The organism is Blastococcus sp. SYSU DS0619, from assembly GCF_054051035.1.
Window position 1 is genome coordinate 45,794 of record NZ_JBJHAM010000012.1, and the last position, 22,574, is coordinate 68,367.

The following is a 22,574-nucleotide window of genomic DNA, read 5'->3' on the forward strand; positions in this document are numbered from 1 at the left end:
CCGCTCCCGGACGAGGTGTCAGACCGGCCGGGTGGGCCTAGCGTGCGCAGGATGGCGCTCATCTACCCGGTCCGCATCGACTCCCCGGAACCCGACGACGACGCACCCCCGGAGTTTTCCGAGCTCGCGTCGGACCTGTCGGACAACTGGCTGGTCGAGGTGGATCTCGGCGAGGACGGCGACGACGCGTGCTTCGGCCCCATGACACCCCGGGCCGCCTGGGACCTGGCGCTGGGCGTCGACGAGCGGCAGCCGGAGTGGACAGTCTCGGTGCTGCCGCTGCACGTGCCCGGCACCGCCGACGAGCTGGTCGCCCTCTTCACCGAGGACTGACGCCGGCAGGTCACCAGCCGCGCTCGCGCCACTCCGGGAGCTGCGGGCGCTCGGCGCCGATCGTCGTGTCGCTGCCGTGCCCGGGGTAGACCCACGCGTCGTCGGGCAGGACGGCGAACAGCCGCTGCTCGACGTCGTCGACCAGGCTGGTGAAGCGGGCGGCGTCCTGCTGGGTGTTGCCCACCCCGCCCGGGAAGAGGCTGTCCCCGGTGAAGACGTGGACGCCGGCGTCGCCGGGGCCGCGCCACACCAGCGCGATGCTGCCCGGCGTGTGCCCGCGCAGGTGCACCACCTCGAGCGCCTGCTCGCCGACGCCGACGGTGTCGCCGTGCCCGACGGGCCGCTGCACCGGCACCGGCAGGTCGGGGGCGTCCGCCGGATGGGCGACGGTGACCGCGCCGGTGTCCCGGACGACGTCGGGCAGGGCCCGGTGGTGGTCCCAGTGGCCGTGGGTGGTGACGACGGTGCGCAGGTCGGCGTCCCCGATCAGCGCCCGCAGGGTGTCGGGCTCCGCCGCGGCGTCGACCAGCAGCGCCTCGCCGGTGGCGGTGCAGCGCAGCAGGTAGGCGTTGTTCGCCATCTCGCTCACCGCCACCTTGCTGATCGTCAGCCCGGGCAGCTCGCGCACGTCGGCGGGGCCACCCACCACGACGTCACCGGTGTAGGTCGGGGTGCTCATCCGGACTCCGTTCGGAAAGTGTCGGCGGCCGCCGTTACGGTCCAGGTATGGACGCTAGCGGAGGTGTCGGCACTGCTCAGGGCGGCGCCGGGGACGGTGCGCGGGCCGGGGGGCCGATCGTCGGCCTGACGGCCACGGAGATCGCCACCCGGGTCCGGGCGGGGGAGCTGACGGCGGTCGAGGTGGTGCGGGCCCACCTCGACCACATCGACGCGGTCGACGCCCGCGTCGGGGCCTTCCGAGTCGTCCGGCGCGAGGCCGCGCTGGCCGAGGCCGCGGCGGTGGACGCCAGCCTGACCCGGTTCGCGTTGCCGCTGGCCGGCGTCCCGGTGGCGGTGAAGGACAACATCCCGGTGGCGGGGGAGGTCTGCACCGACGGCTCGCCCGCCCGGCGGTCGGAGCCGGAGCGGAAGGACCACGCGGTGGTCACCCGGCTGCGCAAGGCCGGGGCGGTCGTCGTCGGGATCACCCGCGCGCCCGAGCTCTGCCTCTACGCCGCCACCGACGGGCCCGGCACGGTCACCCGCAACCCCTGGGACACCGCGCTCTCGCCCGCGGGCAGCTCCGGCGGCAGCGCCGCGGCCGTCGCCTCCGGGTCGGTGCCGGTGGCCCACGGCAACGACGGGATGGGCTCGCTCCGGCTCCCCGCCGCGGCCTGCGGGCTGGTCACCCTCAAGCCCGGCCTCGGCGTCACCCCTGGTGGCATCGGCGCGAACGACTGGTCGGGCATGGCGGTCAACGGCGCGCTGGCCACCACGGTGGCCGACCTGGCCGTCGCCCACGCCGTCCTCGCCGGTGAGCAGCCCGCCCCGCCGGCCGACCCCGGCCGCCCGCTGCGCATCGCGGTGAGCACCCGCTCGCCCGTCCCCGGCCTGGGCGGCGACGCCCCGGTCCGCGCCGCGGTCGACGCCGTGGTGGCGCAGCTGCGCGCCGCCGGGCACACGGTCGTCCGCCGGACGCCGCCGATCACCCCGGCGGACGCCTTCGGCGCGGTGGTGCGCTGGATGGCGGGCGCCGAGGACGACGCCGAGTTCCTCGGCATCCCGCGGGCCGAGCTGCAGCCGCGCAGCCGCACCCACGCGCGGGTCGGCCGGGTGGTGCGCCGCCTCGGGCTCGTGCGGCCGCGCACCCAGGAGCGCTTCCGCGAGCGCATGGTCCGCTTCTTCGCCGACGACGTCGACCTGCTCCTCACGCCGGTCACCACCGGCCCGCCGCTGCCGGCCCGGCCCTGGCACGAGCGGTCCTTCCTGGCCAACATCACGGCCAACGCCCGGTGGGCGCCCTGGACGGCCGCCTGGAACCTGGCCGGGCTCCCGGCCGCGGTGCTCCCGGCCGGCACCCGGCCGGGCGGGCTGCCGGTGCCGGTCCAGTTCGTCGGCCCGCCCGGCGCCGAGGGGCTACTACTCTGGATCGCCGGGGAGCTGGAGGCCCGGCAGCCGTGGCGGCGCTACGCGCCCGTCTTCGACCCGACCGAGCCGGCGGCCACGACCACCGCCTGATCGGTCCCGATGGCGGCCACGCCACCCGCCCTGACCGGGCGCAGCTCACACCGCCCGGCGGACGACCCGGGGTCGCGGGGGCGTTGCACGGGGTGACCGCGACCGGGGCAGGACGGCCGCCGACAACGCACCACCCGCACATCCACCCGGTGACATCCACCAGCGACCGACAGGGATCACATGGACCGGCTCGTCGTCCGCGGCGCCCGTGAGCACAACCTCAAGGACGTCCACATCGACCTACCCCGTGACGCGCTCATCGTCTTCACGGGGTTGTCGGGGTCGGGCAAGTCCAGCCTCGCCTTCGACACGATCTTCGCCGAGGGGCAGCGCCGCTACGTCGAGTCGCTGTCGGCCTACGCCCGCCAGTTCCTGGGCCAGATGGACAAGCCCGACGTCGACTTCATCGAGGGCCTCTCGCCCGCGGTGTCGATCGACCAGAAGTCGACCAACCGCAACCCGCGGTCGACCGTCGGCACCATCACCGAGGTCTACGACTACCTGCGCCTGCTCTACGCCCGCGCCGGCCAGCCGCACTGCCCCAACTGCGGCAAGCCGATCTCGCGGCAGACCCCGCAGCAGATCGTCGACCAGGTGCTCGCCATGGCGGAGGGCACCCGCTTCCAGGTGCTCGCCCCCGTCGTCCGCGCGCGCAAGGGCGAGTACGTCGACCTCTTCAGCTCGCTGCAGACCCAGGGCTTCTCCCGTGTCCGCGTCGACGGCACCGTGCACCCGCTGACCGAGCCGCCGACGCTCAAGAAGCAGGAGAAGCACAGCATCGAGGTCATCGTCGACCGCCTGACGGTCAAGGAGAGCGCCAAGCGGCGGCTCACCGACTCGGTGGAGACCGCGCTCGGCCTTGCCGGCGGCCTGGTGGTCCTCGACTTCGTCGACCTCCCCGAGGACGACCCGGAGCGGGAGCGCACCTTCTCCGAGCACCTCGCCTGCGTCGACGACGGGCTGTCGTTCGAGGCGCTGGAGCCGCGCTCGTTCTCCTTCAACTCGCCCTTCGGCGCGTGCGGCGAGTGCACCGGCATCGGCACCCGCAAGGAGGTCGACCCGGAGCTGGTGGTCCCCGACCCCGGGAAGAGCCTCTCCCAGGGCGCCATCGCGCCGTGGGCCAGCTCGATGAGCAACGAGTACTTCACCCGGCTGCTCACCGGTCTGTCCCAGCAGATCGGCTTCTCGATGGACGACCCGTGGGAGCGGCTGCCGGCCAAGGTGCAGAAGGCGATCCTGCACGGCTCGCCCGACCAGGTGCACGTCCGCTACAAGAACCGCTACGGCCGCGAGCGCAGCTACTACGCGGCGTTCGAGGGCGTGCTGCCGTTCCTGGAGCGGCGCCACGACGACACCGACAGCGAGTACATGCGGGACAAGTACGAGGGCTACATGCGCGACGTGCCCTGCCCCGTCTGCCACGGCACCCGGCTCAAGCCGGAGATCCTCGCCGTCAAGCTCAGCGGCCGGTCGATCGCCGAGGTCACCAACCTGTCGATCGGCGAGGCCTCGCAGTGGCTGGGCGCCCTGGAGCTGGGGGAGCGGGCGAAGGCGATCGCCGACCGCGTGCTCCGCGAGATCCAGGCCCGGCTCTCCTTCCTCGTCGACGTCGGCCTCGACTACCTGTCGCTGGACCGCCCGGCTGCCACCCTGGCCGGGGGCGAGGCGCAGCGCATCCGGCTGGCCACCCAGATCGGCTCCGGCCTCGTCGGGGTGCTGTACGTGCTCGACGAGCCGTCGATCGGGCTGCACCAGCGCGACAACACCAAGCTGATCGAGACGCTCGTGCGGCTGCGCGACATGGGGAACACGCTCATCGTCGTCGAGCACGACGAGGACACCATCAAGACCGCCGACTGGGTGGTCGACATCGGGCCCGGCGCCGGCGAGCACGGCGGCGAGGTCGTCGTCAGCGGCACGGTGGAGGACCTGCTGGCCAGCGAGCGGTCGATCACCGGCGCCTACCTCTCGGGCCGGATGGAGATCACCGTCCCGGCGGTGCGCCGCCGGCCGGAGCCGGGTCGCGAGCTGGTCGTGAAGGGCGCCCGCGAGAACAACCTGCGCGGGATCGACGTCACCTTCCCGCTCGGCTGCCTGGTCGCGGTCACCGGTGTCTCGGGCTCGGGCAAGTCCACCCTGGTCAACGACATCCTGTACACGACCCTGGCCAACCAGCTGAACCGGGCGCGGCAGGTCGCCGGCCGGCACCGCACCGTCACCGGGCTGGAGCACCTGGACAAGGTCGTGCACGTCGACCAGTCGCCGATCGGCCGCACGCCACGGTCGAACCCGGCGACGTACACCGGGGTCTGGGACCACGTCCGCAAGCTGTTCGCCCAGACGTCGGAGGCCAAGGTCCGCGGCTACCTGCCCGGCCGGTTCTCCTTCAACGTGAAGGGCGGGCGCTGCGAGGCCTGCTCCGGCGACGGCACGCTGAAGATCGAGATGAACTTCCTGCCCGACGTCTACGTCCCCTGCGAGGTGTGCAAGGGCGCCCGGTTCAACCGGGAGACCCTCGAGGTGCACTACAAGGGCAAGACGGTGTCCGAGGTCCTCGACATGCCGATCGAGGAGGCGGCGGACTTCTTCGCCGCCATCCCGGCCATCGCCCGGTACCTGCGCACGCTCACCGACGTCGGGCTCGGCTACGTCCGCCTCGGCCAGCCGGCGACGACGCTCTCCGGCGGTGAGGCCCAGCGGGTCAAGCTGGCCAGCGAGCTGCAGAAGCGGTCCAACGGGCGCAGCATCTACGTCCTCGACGAGCCGACCACCGGTCTGCACTTCGAGGACATCCGCAAGCTGCTGCTGGTGCTGCAGGGGCTGGTCGACAAGGGCAACTCGGTGCTGGTCATCGAGCACAACCTCGACGTCATCAAGAGCGCCGACTGGCTCGTCGACATGGGGCCCGAGGGCGGCTTCCGCGGCGGCATGGTCGTCGCGGAGGGCTCGCCTGAGTTCGTCGCGTCGGTGCCGGAGAGCCACACCGGTCGCTACCTGGTGCCGCTGCTCGACGCCGACGCGATCGCCGCCGCCGCGGCCGGCCCGGTGAAGAAGCGGACCCGCAAGAAGGCCAGCTGACCGACCGCCCGACCCGACGGCCCGCGCCCCACCGGGGGACGCGGGCCGTCGCCGTCGAGGGGACGGCTCAGCCGGCTGCCGGCGCCGCCCCCGTCAGCGGCCGGACGTCGGAGATCACGAACCGGGAGGCCGGCAGGGTGGGCAGCCGGCGCAGGCTGATGCTGAGGTCCTGCACCCCGACCCGGTAACGCATCGACCGGGTCAGCTGCCGGATCGCCTCCGCGATCAGCAGCCGCGTCATCGGTTCACCGGGGCACCGGTGGTCGTCCCGGTACTCGCCGGCGCCCTGCGGGACCAGCGTGTAGAAATCGCCGTCCCAGTCGTGGAACCGCTCGGGGCGGAATGCCTCGGGTTCCCGCCACAGCCGCGGATCGTGGTTGGTGCCGTACAGGTCGAGGAGCACCCGCTCGCCGACGGGGAAGTCGTACCCCTGCCAGCTGAACGGCCGGCGCACCCGCCCGCCGATCAGCGGGAAGAAGGGGTAGTACCGGCGGACCTCGTCGACGAACGCCATCAGGTCGGCGTCGTCGCCCGCGGCGAACGTCTCGTGCCAGGACGGGTGCCGCAGCAGCGCCAGTGCCGCGAAGACGACGTACCGGCTGACGGCGACGATCGGCCGCAGCACGTTGAGCAGCTCCACCCCGGCAGCCGGCAGGGTGAGCGGCTCCCCAGCGGTGTCGCGGTGGCCGGCGATCACGGCCAGCGCGCTGCCGGGCGGTGGCTGCAGGACGCCGGTGCGGGTGCGCTCGACGAGCTCGCGCGCCCACCGCTCCGAGCGGTTGCGCAGCACCCTGGCCGCCCAGTTCCGTGGCCCCACCTCGCCGGCTCGGTCCACCATCGCCGACAGCTCGCGGGTCCGCAGCCGCACGTCGCGCTCGCTCATCGGCACGCCCGCCCAGGCCGTGGCGGCTCGGGTCAGCACCTCGTTCACCGCGTCGTACAGCGCGACGCGACCGGCTCGCTGCCAGCGTGGCAGCGCGCGCCCCCACTCCTCGGCCAGCCGCTCGGTGACGGCCTCGCTGCCGGTGCCCTGCAGCACGGTGAGGAACATGTCCTTGCGGTGCCGGTGCGGCTCGCCGTCCAGCGCCTGCACGCTGCCCTCGTCCTGGAGCAGGTGCAGCACCGATGACGGGAACGCCGCCGTCCGGGTGAAGCGCTCGCCGCTGTAGAAGATCCGCGCCGCCTCGGCTCCGCGCAGGCAGACCGCCGGCTCCAGCAGCAGACGGGTGCGGAAGGCGTCCGTGCCGAGCCGGTCGCAGCGCTGGGAGATGAACGCGTAGCCGTCGCGCAGCAGCGCCAGGGAGCTGTCGGGCACGGCGAGGGTGGGAATCATCGGTCACCTCTTCCGATCGTCGTTCCGGAGGGTGCCCGAACGCCTGCCCGGTACCCGGATCGTCGAACCATGCGGCCCACCGGGGTGTCGCGGGCCGAGTACCCCAGCTGCAGGTCGAGCGCGTCGCCGCGGTGCGGGATGTCGTCCCCGGCGAGGACGTCCGCGCCCTCGTCGAGGCGGCGACCTGATCGGGGAGCCGTGAGGGAACGTCCTCGAGCTGAACGTGGCGCTGGACGTGGAGCTCGGTCCGGCGCGCTGAGACCGCCGCAGCCGGGGGCGGCCGCCGGAGCACTTGAGTTTCCGGTGGCCGCCGCCGTATGGTCTCTGTGACCGATGTCACGTACAGGCCTGCGGGCGGCGTGACGGAGTCCCTCGGAGGAGGACAGCGATGAGCGCGCTCACGCCTGACTGCGACCCCGACCTCTCCAACTGCGGCTCGCCCACGGGCAGCGGTACCGGCAGCATCCGCTCCAACGTCGTCGTGCTGGCCCTGCTGGCCGCCTCGCTGTCCTTCGCCACCGGTGGCGAGTCGGGCACCGTGGCGTTCATGTCCGGTGGCGTCGCCCTCGCGTCCGCCCTGGTGCTCGGGCGGCGGTGCCTCCGGCTGGGCCAGCGGCTCGCGTCCAGCGCGGGCGCGCACGCGCCCTGGGCGCTGCACCGCTCGCGACCGATCGGCTGACGCGGCCGCATCGGATCGACTGCGTCGTCCCTGGGGACGCCCGGTGCGCCGGGCGTCCCCGTGGCACGCCCGGGACGGCTCGGGCGGGTGGGACGGCTGGGGCGGACGGGTCCCGGCGGCTGACGGCGTGTCGGTGGGCCGACCTAGGGTGGAGACATGGCCGATCCGTCCACGTACCGCCCGGCGGTCGGCTCCATCCCGGAGAGCCCCGGGGTCTACCGGTTCCGCGATCCGAACGGCCGGGTCATCTACGTCGGCAAGGCCAAGAGCCTCCGCCAGCGCCTGAACAGCTACTTCGCCGACGTCGCGGGCCTGCACCCGCGCACCCGCCAGATGGTGACCACGGCGTCGAGCGTCGAGTGGACCGTCGTCGGCACCGAGGTCGAGGCCCTCCAGCTCGAGTACAACTGGATCAAGGAGTTCGATCCGCGCTTCAACGTCCGCTACCGCGACGACAAGAGCTACCCGTCGCTGGCCGTGACGCTGAACGAGGAGTACCCCCGGCTGCAGGTCATGCGCGGTCCCAAGAAGAAGGGCGTGCGCTACTTCGGCCCCTACGCCCACGCGTGGGCGATCCGGGAGACCCTCGACACGCTGACCCGCGTCTTCCCGGCCCGCACCTGCTCCACCGGCGTCTTCAAGCGCGCCGGTCAGATCGGTCGGCCCTGCCTGCTCGGTTACATCGGCAAGTGCGCCGCCCCGTGCGTGGGCCGGGTCAGCGCCGAGGAGCACCGCGGCATCGTCGACGACTTCTGCGACTTCATGGCCGGCCGGACCGACTCGATGATCCGGCGCCTCGAGCGGGAGATGGCCGAGGCCGCCCAGGCGATGGAGTACGAGAAAGCCGCGCGGCTGCGCGACGACATCGGTGCCCTCAAGCGGGCGATGGAGAAGCAGGCCGTCGTCCTGGGCGACGGCACCGACGCCGACGTCGTCGCCTTCGCGCAGGACGACCTGGAGGCGGCCGTCCAGGTCTTCCACGTCCGCGGCGGGCGGGTGCGCGGTCAGCGCGGCTGGATCATCGACAAGGTCGAGGAGGTCACCACCGGCGAGCTGGTGGAGCAGTTCCTCCTGCAGGTGTACGGCGGTGTGGACGAGCAGACCGGCACGGGGGAGGCCGGTGAGGCGGTGCCCCGTGAGGTGCTCGTCCCCGAGCTGCCCGACGACGCCGACGTCTACGTCGAGCTGCTGGAGGAGCTGCGCGGCGGCCGGGTGTCGCTGCGGGTGCCGCAGCGCGGTGACAAGCGCAGCCTGATGGAGACCGTGGAGCGGAACGCGAAGGAGGCGTTCGCCCGGCACCGGGTGAAGCGGTCCAGCGACCTCACCGCCCGCTCCCTGGCGCTCGCGGAGCTCCAGGAGGCGCTCGAGCTGCCGGACGCGCCGCTGCGGATCGAGTGCATGGACGTCAGTCACGTCCAGGGCACCAACGTGGTGGCGTCGATGGTCGTCTTCGAGGACGGCCTGCCGAAGAAGTCCGACTACCGCCGGTTCTCCGTCACGGAGGGCACCGACGACACCGCCGCCATGGCGGAGGTGGTGCGGCGCCGGTTCGCCCGCCACCTGAAGGACGAGGCCGATCGCAGGGACGAGCAGGGCATCGCCGCGGAGGAGGGGCGGCCGCGCAGGTTCGCCTACCCGCCGAACCTGCTCGTCGTCGACGGTGGCGCCCCGCAGGTGGCCGCGGCCGCCCGGGCGCTGGACGAGCTCGGCATCGTCGACGTCGCCGTCTGCGGGCTGGCCAAGCGCATGGAGGAGGTGTGGCTGCCGGGGGAGAGCGACCCGGTGATCCTGCCGCGCACCTCGGAGGCGCTGTACCTGCTGCAGCGCGTGCGCGACGAGGCCCACCGCTTCGCCATCACCTACCACCGGCAGAAGCGCTCCACCGGCATGCTGGTCTCGTTGCTGGACGACGTCCCCGGGCTCGGGGAGGCACGGCGGAAGGCGCTGATGAAGCAGTTCGGGTCGCTCAAGCGACTGCGCGCAGCGACAGTGGAGGAGCTCATGGCGGTGCCAGGGATCGGGCGGCGGACGGCAGAGGCGGTGCAGATGGCGGTCGCCGAACCGGCTCGCGCACCGCAGGACGTGCCGTCGACGGCGGAGGACACCTCCCTGGCGCCGCAGGGGCCGGCCGAGCAGGGCAGCCCGCGGCCCGGGTCCGGCGACACCGCCGAGGTCGGCCGGGTGGCCTCGTGACGGCCGGCGCCGACCTGGACGCCGACGCCGGTACCACCGGCCACGTCCAGGGCGCCGAACCCACGCCGGGAGCCGAGCCGACCGCCGTCGCCGGGCCGCAGAACGGGGTCTCCCCGGCCCTCGACCCCGCGAGCACGGAGACCCAGCCGCTGGAGGTCGTCGTCGTCACCGGGCTCTCCGGGGCCGGCAAGAACAGCGCCGGCCGGGTGCTCGAGGACCTCGGCTGGTTCGTCGTCGACAACCTGCCGCCGGCGCTGCTGCTGCCGATGGTGGAGCTGGGGGCCCGGGGCGACCTGCGCCGGTTCGCCGCGGTCGTCGACGTCCGCAGCCGCGCCTTCTCCAGCGACCTGGAGGAGGCCATCCGCGTCCTGTCCGCGGCCGGGCACCGCCCCCGCGTGGTCTACGTGCACGCCCGGGACGAGGTCCTGGTCCGCCGGTACGAGTCGAACCGCCGGGAGCACCCCCTCCAGGGCAGCGGAACCCTCACCGACGGGATCACCGAGGAGCGCGCGCTGCTCACCGGCATCGCCGGTGAGGCGGACCTGTGGGTCGACACCAGCGATCTGAACGTCCACCAGCTGCGGGCCACGCTGGAGAACGCCTTCGCGCGCGAAGGGCGCACCCCGCCGCTCACCGCGACGGTCATGAGCTTCGGCTTCAAGTACGGCCTGCCGCTGGACGCCGACCTGGTCGTCGACGCGCGCTTCCTGCCCAATCCGCACTGGGTCCCGGAGCTGCGGGAGCACACCGGCCGGGACGCCGACGTCCGCGACTACGTGCTGGGGCAGGACGACGCCGCCGACTTCCTCGACCGCTACTCCGAGGTGCTGCGGCTGCTGCTGCCCGGGTACCGGCGGGAGGGCAAGCGCTACCTGACGCTGGCGGTCGGCTGCACGGGCGGCAAGCACCGCAGCGTCGCGATCGCCGAGGAGTTCGCCCGGCGGCTGGACGCCGAGGGCATCGCCGCCGTCGCGCGGCACCGCGATCTGGGCCGCGAGTAGTGGGCGGCACGACGTTCCCGGGGCGGGCGCCCCGGGTGGTCGCCTTCGGTGGCGGCCACGGCCTCGCCGCGGCGCTGGCCGCCTGGCGCCGGATCACCCCCGAGCTGACCGCCGTGGTGACGGTCGCCGACGACGGCGGCTCGTCGGGGCGGATCCGGCGCGAGATGCCGGTCCTGCCGCCGGGCGACCTGCGGATGGCCCTCGCGGCGCTCGCCGGCGATGCTGACCGGGAGCAGACCCTGGCCGAGCTGTTCCAGCACCGCCTCGGCGGCAGCGGCGTCCTGGCCGGACACCCGGTCGGCAACCTGCTGCTCACCGGGCTGGCCGAGATGCACGGCGGGGACACGGTGCGCGCCCTCGACGAGCTCGGCGCGCTGCTCGGGGCCAGGGGGCGGGTGCTGCCCATGGCCGACGAGCCGCTGGACCTCGTGGCGCGCGTGGAGACCGCCGACCCCGACGACCCCGCCCGGGTGCGCACCATCCGGGGGCAGGTGGCCATCGCCGCGACGCCGGGGCGGGTCCGGGCCATCCGGCTCGCGCCGGCCGACCCGGTGGTGCACCCGGCCGTGCTCGAGGCGATCGCGGCGGCCGACGTGGTCTCGCTCGGTCCGGGTTCCTGGTACACCTCGGTGCTGCCGCACCTGCTCGTGCCCCGGCTGCGGGCCGCCCTGGCCTCGGCGCGCGCGCGGGTCGTGGTGGTGCTCAACCTGGAACCGCAGCCCGGCGAGACGGACGGGTTCTCCCCGGAGGAGCACCTGGCCGTGCTGCAGGCGCATCTGGACGGAGTGGCGTTGCACACCGTGATCGCGGACGTGGAATCGGTGGTTGACCGCCGTGGTCTCCTTGACGCAGTCCGCGGGTGCGGCGCCGAGCTCCTGCTGGCGCCGGTCGCCGAGCCGGACGGCGCGCCGCGGCACGACCCCGTGCGGCTGTCCGCGGCGTTGGCCTCCGTGGTCGGGATGCGGTGAACGAGTAGAGGTGTGCGAGCGGGTACCGGGCGTACGGCCGGCTGGCCGGCACGAGGGGGAAAGGGGACGGCGTACATGACGCTGACCCGAACTGCGGTGGCGGGTTACCGCGGGGGAACGTGGGGGTGGACGGCATGGCGATGACCGCCATGGTGAAGGACGAGCTCTCCCGGGTGGAGTGCACGAAGACCTCCGAGCGCAAGGCGGAGGTGACCGCGCTGCTGCGCTTCTCCGGTGGCCTGCACATCGTCGGTGGACGCGTGGTCATCGAGGCCGAGCTCGACACCGGCTCGGTGGCCCGGCGGCTGCGCCGGGACATCAGCGAGGTCTACGGCTACACCAGCGGGGTGAGCGTGCTCGCCGGAGGCAACATCCGCCGCGGCGTGCGCTACCTGGTCCGGATCGCCAAGCACGGCGAGGGCCTGGCGCGGCAGACCGGTCTGGTCGACCAGCGCGGGCGCCCGGTGCGTGGTCTGCCGCCGGCCGTGGTGTCCGGCAGCATCAACGACGCCGAGGCCGCCTGGCGGGGTGCCTTCCTCGCCCACGGCTCGCTCACCGAGCCCGGCCGGTCCTCGTCGCTCGAGGTCACCTGCCCCGGCCCGGAGGCGGCCATGGCGCTCGTCGGCGCCGCCCGCCGCCTCGGTATCGCCGCGAAGGCGCGCGAAGTCCGGGGCGCCGACCGGGTCGTCGTCCGGGACGGCGACGCGATCAGCGCCCTGCTGACCCGGATGGGCGCCCACGACGCGGTGATGGCGTGGGAGGAGCGGCGGATGCGCCGCGAGGTGCGGGCCACCGCCAACCGGCTCGCCAACTTCGACGACGCCAACCTGCGCCGCTCCGCCCGGGCCGCCGTGGCGGCCAGCGCGCGGGTCGAGCGGGCGCTGGAGATCCTCGGCGAGGACGCGCCGGAGCACCTGCTGGTGGCCGGCCGGCTGCGGCTGGAGTTCGGCCAGGCCTCGCTCGAGGAGCTCGGCCAGCGCGCCGACCCCCCGATGACCAAGGACGCCGTCGCCGGTCGGATAAGGCGTCTGCTCGCCATGGCCGACAAGCGCGCCAAGGACCTGGGGATCCCGGACACGGAGTCCGTCGTCACCGACGACATGCTGGCGCAGTAGCGGCGTGGCCCGGGCCTCCTCCTGACGGGGGAGTGCCCGGGCGCTCTTCCTCCAGCGGCACGGCCCGCCGGCCGATGTCCGTGCCAGCGATCGGGACGGACCGATCGGCGACGGAGGAGCCTGGATGACCCCACAGGGGTGGGCGCTGCTGTTCGCCTGTGCGGCCGTCATCTCGTTGGTCACCGCCGGGCTGGCCTGGCGGCGTCGCGCCGGCAACGCGGCGGCCACGGCGCTCGCCGTCACCATGGTCGGCGTGTCGGCGTGGTCGGCCGCCGACGCCGTGCTCCACGGGGTGGGCTCGCAGGTCGTGCGCGCGGTGTACCCGCCGGTGCTGCTGGCCTCCGTGGGCGTCGCCGTGGCGGGCATCCACGCCCTGTCCTGCGCCGTCGCGGATCCCTCGTGGCGGCTGGGTCCGCGCGGGTTCGCCCTGCTGGCCGTCGAGCCGGTGCTCATGGTGCTCGCCGCGTCCCTCCCGGCGACGCGTCACCTGGTCATGGTGGGTCACGAGGCGGCGGGTTCGGAGACCCTCGAGCAGGTCACCCTCGGCCCGCTGTTCCTCGCCCACACGCTGTACTCCTACGGGCTCGTGGGAGTGGCCTACTGGCGTCTCCTGCGGCGATGGCGGGTCGCCGCCGGCGTCTTCCGCCGCCAGATCACCGTCCTCCTGGCTGCCGCCGCCGCGCCCACCGTCGGGAACGTCCTCGCCCTCGGGCTGCAGGAATCCGGTCACGGCGTCGACGTCACGCCGCTGTTCTTCCTCGTCACCGGGCTGGTCGACTGCTGGGCCCTGCTCCGGCTGGGTCTGCTGCGGCTGATACCCGTCGCCCGCGAGCAGGTCGTCGACACGCTGCCCGACGCCGTCCTGGTCGTGGACCCGGCCGGCATCCTCATCGACCTGAACCCGGCCGCCCGCCGGATGCTCCACCGGTTGCGGCCCGATCTCGAGGGCCTCGACCTGGTCGGACGGCAGCTGGCGGCGATCGCCGGCGAGCGCGCCCTCGCCGTCCTGGACCGGACGGAGCGGCTGGACGGGCATCGGGTGGCCGAGGTGGCGCCGGGCCTGTGGCTCGACGTCCGGGACACCCCGGTGAGCGACCCCCGCGGTCGCGCACTGGGCCGGATCGTGGTCGCCCGGGACGTCAGCGATCAGGAACGCAGGCAGGCGGCGATGGAGTCGCTCAACCGTCGGCTCGCCGAGCAGGTGGACGAGAACGAGCGGCTCCGCGCCGAGCTGGCGGAGGAGGCGGTCCGTGATCCGCTGACCGGGCTGCACAACCGGCGCCAGCTGGACCGCGCCCTCGCCGCGGACGGCCGCCGGCGCGGCGGCGACGCGGGGACTGCGGTGGTCGTGGTGGACATCGACCACTTCAAGTCCGTGAACGACCGCTTCGGGCACGCGGCCGGGGACGTCGTCCTCACCGCCGTCGCCGACGTCCTGCGGCTCGCCACCCGGGACGGCGACACGGTGGCGCGCATGGGCGGGGAGGAGTTCGTCCTGGTGCTCCCCGGCATGACGGGGGCCCAGGCCGTGGCACGCGCCGAGCGCGTCCGGCAGGAGTGCGGTGCCCTCCGCCACGAACTGGGCGGCGAGATCGTCCAGGTGACCGTCAGTGCCGGCGTCGCCGCGGGCCCGGTGGGCGGCGAGGCGGCGGACGCGCTCCTCGCCGCCGCCGACCAGGCGCTCTACCGGGCCAAGGCGACGGGCCGGAACCGGGTGGTGGCCGCGTCCGGCGTGGACGACCGACCGCCGGTTCCCGGGCGCGTGCCCGTGGACGAGCTGGTCCCCGGCGGCTGATCCGCCCACGGGGCGGCCCGCGCCGGGCGGTCGCACGAACGGGGCGATCGGGAGCCGCGCCCCACCGCGACCGATAGGGTCTGCACGGAGCGAGGTCGCGCGGTCCGCGCGGCAGCCAACGTGACGGTTCCCATGGGAGGTCTGCAGTGACGGTCCGGGTAGGCATCAACGGATTCGGCCGGATCGGCCGCAACTTCTGGCGGGCCGCCGCGGCCAGCGGCCAGGACATCGAGATCGTCGCGGTCAACGACCTGACCAGCAACGAGGCGCTGGCCCACCTGCTCAAGTACGACAGCATCCTGGGGGTCCTCAAGGAGGACGTCTCGGCGGACGGCGACGGCATCACCATCGGCGGGAAGACCATGAAGGTCCTCTCCGAGCGCGACCCGGCCAACCTGCCGTGGGGCGACCTGGGCGTCGACGTCGTCGTCGAGTCCACCGGCTTCTTCACCAAGGCCGCCGACGCGCGCAAGCACGTCGACGCCGGCGGGGCGAAGAAGGTCATCATCTCGGCGCCGGCCACCGACGACGACATCACCATCGTCATGGGCGTCAACGACAACCTGTACGACGGCTCGCAGACGATCATCAGCAACGCCTCGTGCACCACCAACTGCCTGGCCCCCCTGGCCAAGGTCCTCAACGACGCGTTCGGCATCGAGCGCGGCCTGATGACGACCATCCACGCCTACACGGCCGACCAGAACCTGCAGGACGGTCCGCACAAGGACCTCCGCCGCGCCCGGGCCGCCGCGCTCAACATGGTGCCCACCTCGACCGGCGCCGCGAAGGCGATCGGGCTGGTGCTGCCCGAGCTCAAGGGCAAGCTCGACGGCTACGCCATCCGCGTGCCCGTCCCCACCGGCTCGGCCACCGACCTGACCGTGCAGGTGGGCAAGGAGGCCTCGGCCGACGAGATCGACGCCGCCTACCGGGAGGCCGCCGCCGGCCCGCTGGGCAAGTACCTGACCTACACCGACGCGCCGATCGTCTCCTCCGACATCGTCACCGACCCGTCGTCGTGCATCTACGACGCCAAGCTGACCAAGGTCTTCGGCCCCATGGTCAAGGTGCTGGGCTGGTACGACAACGAGTGGGGCTACTCGAACCGCCTCGTGGACCTGACCACGCTGGTGGGCAAGTCCCTCTGACGATGCGCTCTCTCGACGACCTCCTCGCCGAGGGCGTCTCGGGTCGGCGCGTGCTGCTGCGCGCCGACCTGAACGTCCCGCTGGACAAGACGACCGGCACCATCACCGACGACGGCCGGATCCGCGCCAGCCTGCCCACGCTGCAGGCCCTGCGCGACGCCGGCGCCCGCGTGGTCGTGGCCGCCCACCTGGGCCGGCCCAAGGGCACGCCCGACCCGCAGTTCTCCCTCGCGCCGGTCGCCGCGCGCCTGGGCGAGCTGCTCGGCACCACCGTCCCGCTGGCGGCCGACGTCGCCGGCGACGACGCGCGCGCGAAGGCCGCCGCCCTCGGTGACGGCGACGTCCTCCTGCTGGAGAACGTCCGCTTCGAGGCCGCGGAGACGTCGAAGGACGACGCCGAGCGGGCCGGGCTGGCCGAGCGGCTGGCCGCCCTCGCCGACGTCTACGTCGACGACGCCTTCGGCGCGGTGCACCGCGCCCACGCCTCGGTGTTCGACGTCGCCGAGCGGCTCCCGCACGTTGCCGGGCGGCTGGTCGCCCGGGAGCTGGAGGTGCTCACCCGGCTGACCACCGAGCCCGCGCGGCCCTACGTGGTCGTGCTCGGCGGCTCGAAGGTGAGCGACAAGCTCGCGGTCATCGAGGCGCTGCTGCCGAAGGTGGACCGGCTGCTCGTCGGCGGCGGCATGTGCTTCACCTTCCTGGCCGCCCAGGGCCACGGGGTGGGCAACTCGCTGCTCGAGGCCGACCAGGTGGACACCTGCCGGCGGCTGCTGGCCGAGGCCGGCGACCGGATCGTGCTGCCGGTCGACGTCGTCTGCGCGCCCGAGTTCAGCGCGGACGTGGAGACCACGGTCGTCGACGCGGACGGGATCCCCGACGGGCAGATGGGGCTCGACGTCGGCCCGCGCACCGTCGAGGTCTTCGGGTCGATCCTCGGCGAGGCCCGCACCGTGTTCTGGAACGGTCCCATGGGCGTCTTCGAGCTGGCTCCCTTCCAGGCCGGCACCCGCGGTGTCGCGCAGGCGGTCGGCGCGGTCGACGGCCTGTCGGTCGTCGGCGGCGGCGACTCGGCGGCGGCGGTCCGGGTCCTGGGGCTCGACGAGGACGCCTACGGCCACATCAGCACCGGTGGCGGTGCGTCGCTCGAGTACCTCGAGGGCCGGGACCTGCCGGGCCTCGCGGTCCTGGCCGACTGAGCGAGGGAGTCGACATGGCACGCACCCGTCCCGTCCCCGCCCGCGAGGGCCGCCGGCCGCTGATCGCCGGCAACTGGAAGATGCACATGACCCACCTGGAGGCCATCGGGCTGGTCCAGAAGGTGGTGTTCTCCCTCAAGAAGGACGAGCTCGAGACCGCCGAGGTCGTCGTCCTCCCGCCGTTCACGGCGCTGCGCAGCGTGCAGACGCTCGTCGCCGGCGACAAGCTCGCCATCGGCTACGGCGCGCAGGACCTCTCGGTGCAGGACTCCGGTGCCTACACCGGTGAGGTCAGCGGCGGGATGCTCAGCGCGCTCGCGTGCGAGTACGTCGCGGTGGGCCACTCCGAGCGGCGGGCCCTGCACGGCGAGGACGACGGCGTCGTCGCCGCCAAGGTGCAGGCCGCGCTGCGGCACGGCATCGTGCCGATCCTGTGCGTGGGGGAGGGGCTCGACGTCCGCAGGGCCGGCAGCCACGTCGCGCACTGCACCGCCCAGCTGGACGCGGCTCTCGGGGACCTGACCGCCGAGCAGGTCGCCGGCCTGGTCCTCGCGTACGAGCCGGTGTGGGCCATCGGCACCGGTGAGGTGGCCACCCCCGAGGATGCGCAGGAGGTCTGTGGTGCGCTGCGGGCGCGGCTCGCCGAGCGCTTCGGCGACGAGACGGCCGCCCGCGTCCGTATCCTCTACGGCGGGTCGGTGAAGGCCGCGAACACGGCCGGGATCCTGGCCGGGGCGGACATCGACGGTGCGCTCGTCGGCGGTGCCAGCCTGGACGCCGACGAGTTCGCGCAGATCTGTCGGATCGCCGCCGGCGGTAGCTGAAGCCTGCTGCCCGCCCGGCCGGACACGGGGAGGGCGGGCAGCGGGTGGAGCAGCAGACGCGGGAGCGGCCGGCGGACCGGCTGCCGCCGTGGGCGCGGGACTGGCCGAAGAAGCGCATCCTCGCCTCCGCGGCCGCCGTCGTGCTGGTGCTCGTCGTCGCGGTCAGCTGCCTGGGCAGCGGTGGCGGGCGCGCCGACGTCCCGGTGCTCGCGGACGGCCCCGACGCCGGCATCGACGGTGTCCGTTCCCCGTCGGACGAGCGTGGTGGCACGCTGCGCGTCGTCGCCCCGGCCATCGACAGCCTGGACCCGCAGCGTTCCTACCTGCCCGGGGTCTGGAACCTGCTGCGCCTCTACACCCGCACGCTCGTCACGTTCGCCGCGGAGCCCGGCTCCACCGGTGAGCTCGTGCCGGACCTCGCGACCGACCTGGGCACCGTGTCGGAGGACGGCCTCAGCTGGACCTACACCCTGCGCGAGGGCGTCCGCTTCGAGAACGGCCGGCCGATCACCAGCGGCGACGTGAAGTACGGCATCCAGCGGTCGTTCGCCTCGGACGTCATCGTCGGCGGCCCGACGTACCTGGTGAACATCCTGGACGACCCGGCCAACCCCTACCCGGGGCCGTACTCGACCGAGGAGGACGACCCCGTCCTCAACTCGATCGAGACGCCGGACGACCGGACGATCGTGTTCCGGCTGCGCACCCCGCAGTCGGACCTGCCCTACGTCCTCGCGCTGCCGTCCAGCAGCCCGGTGCCGGCGGAGGCCGACACCCGCGGCGAGTACGGCGCGGACCCGGTGTCCTCCGGCCCCTACGCGATCACCTCGGTCGACCCGGAGACCGGCATCCTGCTCGAGCGGAACCCGCAGTGGGACCCGGCGACCGATGACGTCCGGACCGCGCTGCCCGACCGGGTGGAGGTCCGCACCGGTCTCTCCGGCCTGGCCCGCGACCAGGCGCTGCTGGCCGGCTCCGCCGACCTGGACATCTCGGGCACGGGCGTGCAGCCGGCGACGACGGCCCGGCTGGCCGGGGACGACGGCGGCCCGCTGCTGGACCGGGTGGACGACGTGACGACAGGTGCGGTGCGCCTGCTCGCGCTGCCGACCGACGTGGCACCGATGGACGACCCCGCCTGCCGGGCGGCCGTGGCCGCCGCCATCGACCGGCGGGCGGTGCAGTCGGCCCTGGGCGGCGCGGTCGACGCGGTCCGGAGCACGCAGCTGTGGCCCCGCTCGCTCGCCGGCGCTCCTGAGGAGGTCGAGACGGACCCGGATCCCGATGCGGCCCGGGCCGCACTCGGGGAGTGCGGCCGACCGGAGGGCTTCGCGACCGTCCTGGCGGTGCCCGACGTGCGCAGCAGCGTCGACGTCGCCGAGGAGATCGCCGGCCAGCTCGCGGCGGTCGGCATCGACGTCGAGGTGCGTCCGCTCGATCCCGCCACCTTCTACGCCACCGACGTGGGCAATCCGGACAGCGTCGCCGCCAACGGCTACGGGCTCGTGCTCGCCACCCGCACCGCCGACTTCCCGACGGCCGGGTCGTTCCTGGAGCCGCTGGTGGACGGCCGCAGCATCGCCCGCGTGGGCAACCCGAACTACGCGCGGTTGAGCGACCCGGAGATCAACGCCCTGGTCGACCAGGCCCGGGCCGGCGGCGCCGACTGGGCGCAGGTCGCCGAGGCGGCCCGGGAGAGCGGGGCCTACATCCCGCTGGCGGAGACCCGCATCCAGCTCATCTCGGGGCAGCGGCTGCGCAACGGCGTGGTGATGCGTCCCTACGACGGGTACGACGTCGCCACCGCCGGGGTCCGCTGACAGCTCCGGGAGCATTGCAGCGAGGAACGAGCGAGGAGCGGACCGGGGCGCGGAAGCGGACGGGTCACGGGGTTCGCTGACGGCTCCGGGAGCATTGCAGCGAGGAACGAGCGAGGAGCGGACCGGGGCGCGGAAGCGGACAGGTCACAGGGTCCGCTGAGGGGTATCGCCGGGGGCGTCGGCTAGGCTCGGAACGAGAGCTGGCGTCCGTCGCCGGTCGTCGAGCCTTCCGGAGAGGTCAATGGAGCTGGTGCTCAACGTGCTGCTGGTCCTCAGCAGCCTGCTCCTCATCGTGCTCATCCTGCTGCACCGCGGCAAGGGTGGCGGTCTGTCGTCGATGTTCGGCGGCGCGGCGTCCTCGTCGCTGTCCGGATCGTCGGTGGTCGAGAAGAACCTCAACCGCCTGACCGTCTTCACCGCGATGATCTGGACGGTGTGCATCGTGGCCCTGGGCATCCTGATCAAGGTCCAGGCCTGAGCCCGGCTCGGCCTGCCCGCGCATCCGGCGCTCAATCGTGACCGGAGCGCGCCCCTTTTCGCCCTAGACTGCCCGCGCGGCGGTCAGCGCTGCCGTGACCTGGACCGATGATCAGGGGGCACACGTGGCTGGTGGGAACGCGATCCGGGGAAGCCGGGTCGGTGCGGGGCCGATAGGCGAGGCCGAGCGCGGCGAGACCGCACCCCGGCGGCGCATCCCGTTCTGGTGCGCCAACGGGCACGAGACCCGCGTGGTCCTCGCCAGCGAGGCCGAGGTCCCGGAGTTCTGGGACTGCCCCAGGTGCGGGCTGCCGGCCGGGCAGGACGAGACCGCTCCGCCCCCGGCGCCGCGCATCGAGCCCTACAAGACGCACCTGGCGTACGTGCGCGAGCGGCGCACCGACGCCGACGGCGACGCGCTCCTCCAGGAGGCGCTCGACCGGCTCCGCGTCCGCCGCGGCGGCTGAGGCGTCAGCTCCCGGAGCGGGGCAGCTCGGCGGCCGCGCCGGCGTCGAGCAGCCATCGCGTCGCCCGGGTGCCCCGCACGCCGGCGACCGGCAGCTGCTCCGGTGCGGCGCCGGCCAGCGCCTGAGCGACGGCGGGGGCCTTGCCCTCGCCCGAGACCAGCAGCCAGATCTCCTCGGCGCTGTTGATCGCGCGGAACCCGAGGCTGATGCGGGTCGGGGGCGGCTTGGGGCAGTCGCGGACCGCGAGCACGGGTCGCTCGTCGCGTACGGCGGGGGAGTCCGGGAAGATCGAGGCGGTGTGTCCTTCCGGGCCCATGCCGAGCAGCAGCAGGTCCAGCCGGGGCAGGTCGTGCCCGTCCGGAGCCGCTGCGGCGAGCTGCTCGGCGTACCAGGCCGCCGCCTCCTCGGGTTCGGCGAAGGCGCCGTCCGAGGGCGGCATCGCGTGCACCCGCTCCGCCGGCACGCCCACGGCGTCCAGCAGCGCCTCCCGGGCCTGCCGCTCGTTGCGCTCGGCGTCGTCGGCCGGGACGAAGCGCTCGTCGCCCCACCAGACGTCCACCGCGGTCCAGTCGACGGTCTCCCGCACCGGCTCGGCGGCGAGGCCGGCGACCCGCTCGAGGACGGCGATGCCGATGCCTCCGCCGGTCAGGACGACGGAGGCGGTGCCGTGCACGGCCTGCGCGGCGGCGAGCCGGGCGACGAGCGCCTCGGCGGCCGCGCGGGCCAGGCGGTCGGCATCGGGCTCGATCACGACGTCGGGGACGGGCGCCGCGCCGTCGGCGAGTTCGGCGGAGGCGCGGTCGCCGGGGGAGAGGCTCACGGGGTCTCGGCTCCTTCGCCGGTGGTCGGATCCTGGTCGTCGTCGTGCTCGCCGCTCTCGGCGACCTCGTCGGCGCCCACCGAGTCCCCCGGCACCGTGGGCGCCGGGGTCGGCCGCTGCGCGCCGTCGCCGTCGGGGGCGGCGGGGTCGAACCACACGAGCTCGCGGACCGCGGACCGGTCCGACAGGCCGGTCAGCCCGGTGGCAGCCTCCAGCGCATCGCTGTAGGGCTCGTCGGGGTCCAGTCGGCGCAGCTCCTCGCTCAGCAGGTCGCCGAGCGGCCGTTCGGTGAGGGCGACGGTCGAATCGGGCCGGAAGGGCTGGGAGATCACCGCGCCGCCCCGGCGGTCGGCCCGGATCTCCACCTCTTCGTCCTGGTCCAGCGACAGCCTGACCGCGGCCACGCCGCTCGGGCCCGGGTTGCGCGAGGCCTCGGTGATGTCGACCGCGCAGCCGGAGCGGGAGGACAGCCACCCGGCGAGCAGTCGTGCGGTCGCGTTGTGCGGGTCGCCCTCGATCGTGCTCCCGAGCACGCGGACGGAGTCGCCGCGCCGGCCGGACACCGAGTCCAGGGTGGAGGCGAGCGCCGAGCGCCAGCCGGTGCTGCGGGTCCAGGCCAGGTCGGTGTCGCCCGGGGCGTAATCGTCGGCGCGCACCCGGAGGCAGGCCAGCGGGTCGTCGGCGAGGGAGGTGTCGGTGATCCGCCGGTCGGCGAAGACCCCGAGGGCGTCCCGGGCGATGCGTTCCGGCGGAGACCCGTGCCACCAGGTGACGACGGGTGCGTCGGCGGCCAGCAGCGGCAGCACGACGGACTCGGCGTGCAGGGCCAGCCGGCCGTACATCCGCATGACGACGGCCTCGCCGGGGCCCAGCCGGCCACCGATCTGCACCTCCGCGTCCAGCCGCGGGCCGGGGGCGTCGATCTGCCGGCGCACCACGACGAGCACCCGGCAGGGGTGCATCTCCGCGGCGTGCGTGGCCGCCTCCTCCGCCTCGGTCACCCGGCTCTCCTCGGCGACGACGACGAGCGTCAGCGCCACCCCGGAGAGCACCGCGCCCCCGGTGCGCCGCTGGGCGGCCAGTTCCTTCACCACGGCTGAACCGGTGGTGTCCCACAGCGTGGTCACGATTCCTCCTCGCCGGCGC

At 74.1% G+C, this 22,574-nt stretch carries 19 protein-coding genes; 15 read left to right on the plus strand and 4 right to left on the minus strand.

Translation table 11 applies throughout. The features are described 5' to 3' along the window. The first annotated feature begins 51 nt into the window (after nucleotides 1-51). Nucleotides 52-333, plus strand: coding sequence for a hypothetical protein (locus tag ACI79T_RS14070; RefSeq protein WP_456610694.1), 282 nt, complete (start codon nucleotides 52-54; stop codon nucleotides 331-333). Between the two features lie 10 nt (nucleotides 334-343). On the opposite strand, the gene ACI79T_RS14075 is transcribed toward ACI79T_RS14070, so the two are convergent. Continuing rightward, nucleotides 344-1,012 (minus strand): MBL fold metallo-hydrolase, encoded by a 669-nt coding sequence (locus tag ACI79T_RS14075; protein WP_456610695.1) that lies wholly within the window; start codon nucleotides 1,010-1,012, stop codon nucleotides 344-346. A 47-nt stretch (nucleotides 1,013-1,059) separates the two neighbouring features. On the opposite strand from ACI79T_RS14075, the gene ACI79T_RS14080 reads away from it, so the two are divergent. Together ACI79T_RS14080 and uvrA are read left to right on the plus strand one after the other, a co-directional pair. Beyond that, on the plus strand, nucleotides 1,060-2,511 hold the full coding sequence (locus tag ACI79T_RS14080; RefSeq protein WP_456610696.1) for an amidase: 1,452 nt from the start codon (nucleotides 1,060-1,062) through the stop codon (nucleotides 2,509-2,511). A gap of 180 nt (nucleotides 2,512-2,691) precedes the next feature. Beyond that, a complete protein-coding gene (uvrA, locus tag ACI79T_RS14085; protein WP_456610697.1) occupies nucleotides 2,692-5,589 on the plus strand; it encodes an excinuclease ABC subunit UvrA in 2,898 nt (965 codons plus the stop codon). A 67-nt stretch (nucleotides 5,590-5,656) separates the two neighbouring features. On the opposite strand, the gene ACI79T_RS14090 is transcribed toward uvrA, so the two are convergent. Then, nucleotides 5,657-6,922: a cytochrome P450 gene (locus ACI79T_RS14090; RefSeq protein ID WP_456610698.1), complete on the minus strand. Its 1,266-nt coding sequence runs from the start codon at nucleotides 6,920-6,922 to the stop codon at nucleotides 5,657-5,659. 388 nt (nucleotides 6,923-7,310) lie between these two features. On the opposite strand from ACI79T_RS14090, the gene ACI79T_RS14095 reads away from it, so the two are divergent. From ACI79T_RS14095 to ACI79T_RS14150, 12 genes are all read left to right on the plus strand, one after another. Next, nucleotides 7,311-7,601 carry a hypothetical protein gene (locus ACI79T_RS14095; RefSeq protein WP_456610699.1) on the plus strand — a complete coding sequence of 97 codons (291 nt, stop codon included), beginning with the start codon at nucleotides 7,311-7,313 and terminating at the stop codon, nucleotides 7,599-7,601. A gap of 156 nt (nucleotides 7,602-7,757) precedes the next feature. Next, nucleotides 7,758-9,794 (plus strand): excinuclease ABC subunit UvrC, encoded by a 2,037-nt coding sequence (gene uvrC, locus ACI79T_RS14100; RefSeq protein ID WP_456610700.1) that lies wholly within the window; start codon nucleotides 7,758-7,760, stop codon nucleotides 9,792-9,794. Next, nucleotides 9,791-10,795 (plus strand): RNase adapter RapZ, encoded by a 1,005-nt coding sequence (rapZ, locus tag ACI79T_RS14105; protein ID WP_456610701.1) that lies wholly within the window; start codon nucleotides 9,791-9,793, stop codon nucleotides 10,793-10,795. The genes uvrC and rapZ overlap by 4 nt, the downstream gene beginning before the upstream one ends. Next, on the plus strand, nucleotides 10,795-11,763 hold the full coding sequence (locus ACI79T_RS14110) for a gluconeogenesis factor YvcK family protein (protein ID WP_456610702.1): 969 nt from the start codon (nucleotides 10,795-10,797) through the stop codon (nucleotides 11,761-11,763). Before rapZ ends, ACI79T_RS14110 begins: the two co-directional genes overlap by 1 nt. A gap of 134 nt (nucleotides 11,764-11,897) precedes the next feature. Further along, nucleotides 11,898-12,878, plus strand: coding sequence for a DNA-binding protein WhiA (gene whiA / locus ACI79T_RS14115; protein WP_269193619.1), 981 nt, complete (start codon nucleotides 11,898-11,900; stop codon nucleotides 12,876-12,878). Between the two features lie 124 nt (nucleotides 12,879-13,002). After that, nucleotides 13,003-14,673, plus strand: a complete 1,671-nt coding sequence (locus ACI79T_RS14120; protein ID WP_456610703.1) for a histidine kinase N-terminal 7TM domain-containing diguanylate cyclase — start codon at nucleotides 13,003-13,005, stop codon at nucleotides 14,671-14,673. A gap of 146 nt (nucleotides 14,674-14,819) precedes the next feature. Further along, entirely contained in the window at nucleotides 14,820-15,824 is a 1,005-nt protein-coding gene (gene gap, locus ACI79T_RS14125; RefSeq protein ID WP_456610704.1) for a type I glyceraldehyde-3-phosphate dehydrogenase, read from the plus strand. Between the two features lie 2 nt (nucleotides 15,825-15,826). Beyond that, nucleotides 15,827-17,020, plus strand: a complete 1,194-nt coding sequence (locus tag ACI79T_RS14130) for a phosphoglycerate kinase (protein WP_456610705.1) — start codon at nucleotides 15,827-15,829, stop codon at nucleotides 17,018-17,020. A 14-nt stretch (nucleotides 17,021-17,034) separates the two neighbouring features. Beyond that, a complete protein-coding gene (tpiA, locus tag ACI79T_RS14135; RefSeq protein ID WP_456610706.1) occupies nucleotides 17,035-17,844 on the plus strand; it encodes a triose-phosphate isomerase in 810 nt (269 codons plus the stop codon). Nucleotides 17,845-17,888: 44 nt separating this feature from the next. Next, nucleotides 17,889-19,664, plus strand: a complete 1,776-nt coding sequence (locus ACI79T_RS14140; protein WP_456610707.1) for an ABC transporter substrate-binding protein — start codon at nucleotides 17,889-17,891, stop codon at nucleotides 19,662-19,664. Between the two features lie 241 nt (nucleotides 19,665-19,905). Then, nucleotides 19,906-20,142, plus strand: a complete 237-nt coding sequence (gene secG / locus ACI79T_RS14145; RefSeq protein ID WP_456610708.1) for a preprotein translocase subunit SecG — start codon at nucleotides 19,906-19,908, stop codon at nucleotides 20,140-20,142. 124 nt (nucleotides 20,143-20,266) lie between these two features. After that, on the plus strand, nucleotides 20,267-20,608 hold the full coding sequence (locus ACI79T_RS14150; RefSeq protein WP_456610709.1) for an RNA polymerase-binding protein RbpA: 342 nt from the start codon (nucleotides 20,267-20,269) through the stop codon (nucleotides 20,606-20,608). 4 nt (nucleotides 20,609-20,612) lie between these two features. Here ACI79T_RS14150 and pgl read toward each other — a convergent pair whose 3' ends face one another. Together pgl and ACI79T_RS14160 are read right to left on the minus strand one after the other, a co-directional pair. Further along, nucleotides 20,613-21,428, minus strand: a complete 816-nt coding sequence (gene pgl, locus ACI79T_RS14155) for a 6-phosphogluconolactonase (protein WP_456610710.1) — start codon at nucleotides 21,426-21,428, stop codon at nucleotides 20,613-20,615. Beyond that, a complete protein-coding gene (locus tag ACI79T_RS14160) occupies nucleotides 21,425-22,555 on the minus strand; it encodes a glucose-6-phosphate dehydrogenase assembly protein OpcA (RefSeq protein WP_456610711.1) in 1,131 nt (376 codons plus the stop codon). The genes pgl and ACI79T_RS14160 overlap by 4 nt, the downstream gene beginning before the upstream one ends. Nucleotides 22,556-22,574 lie beyond the last annotated feature (19 nt).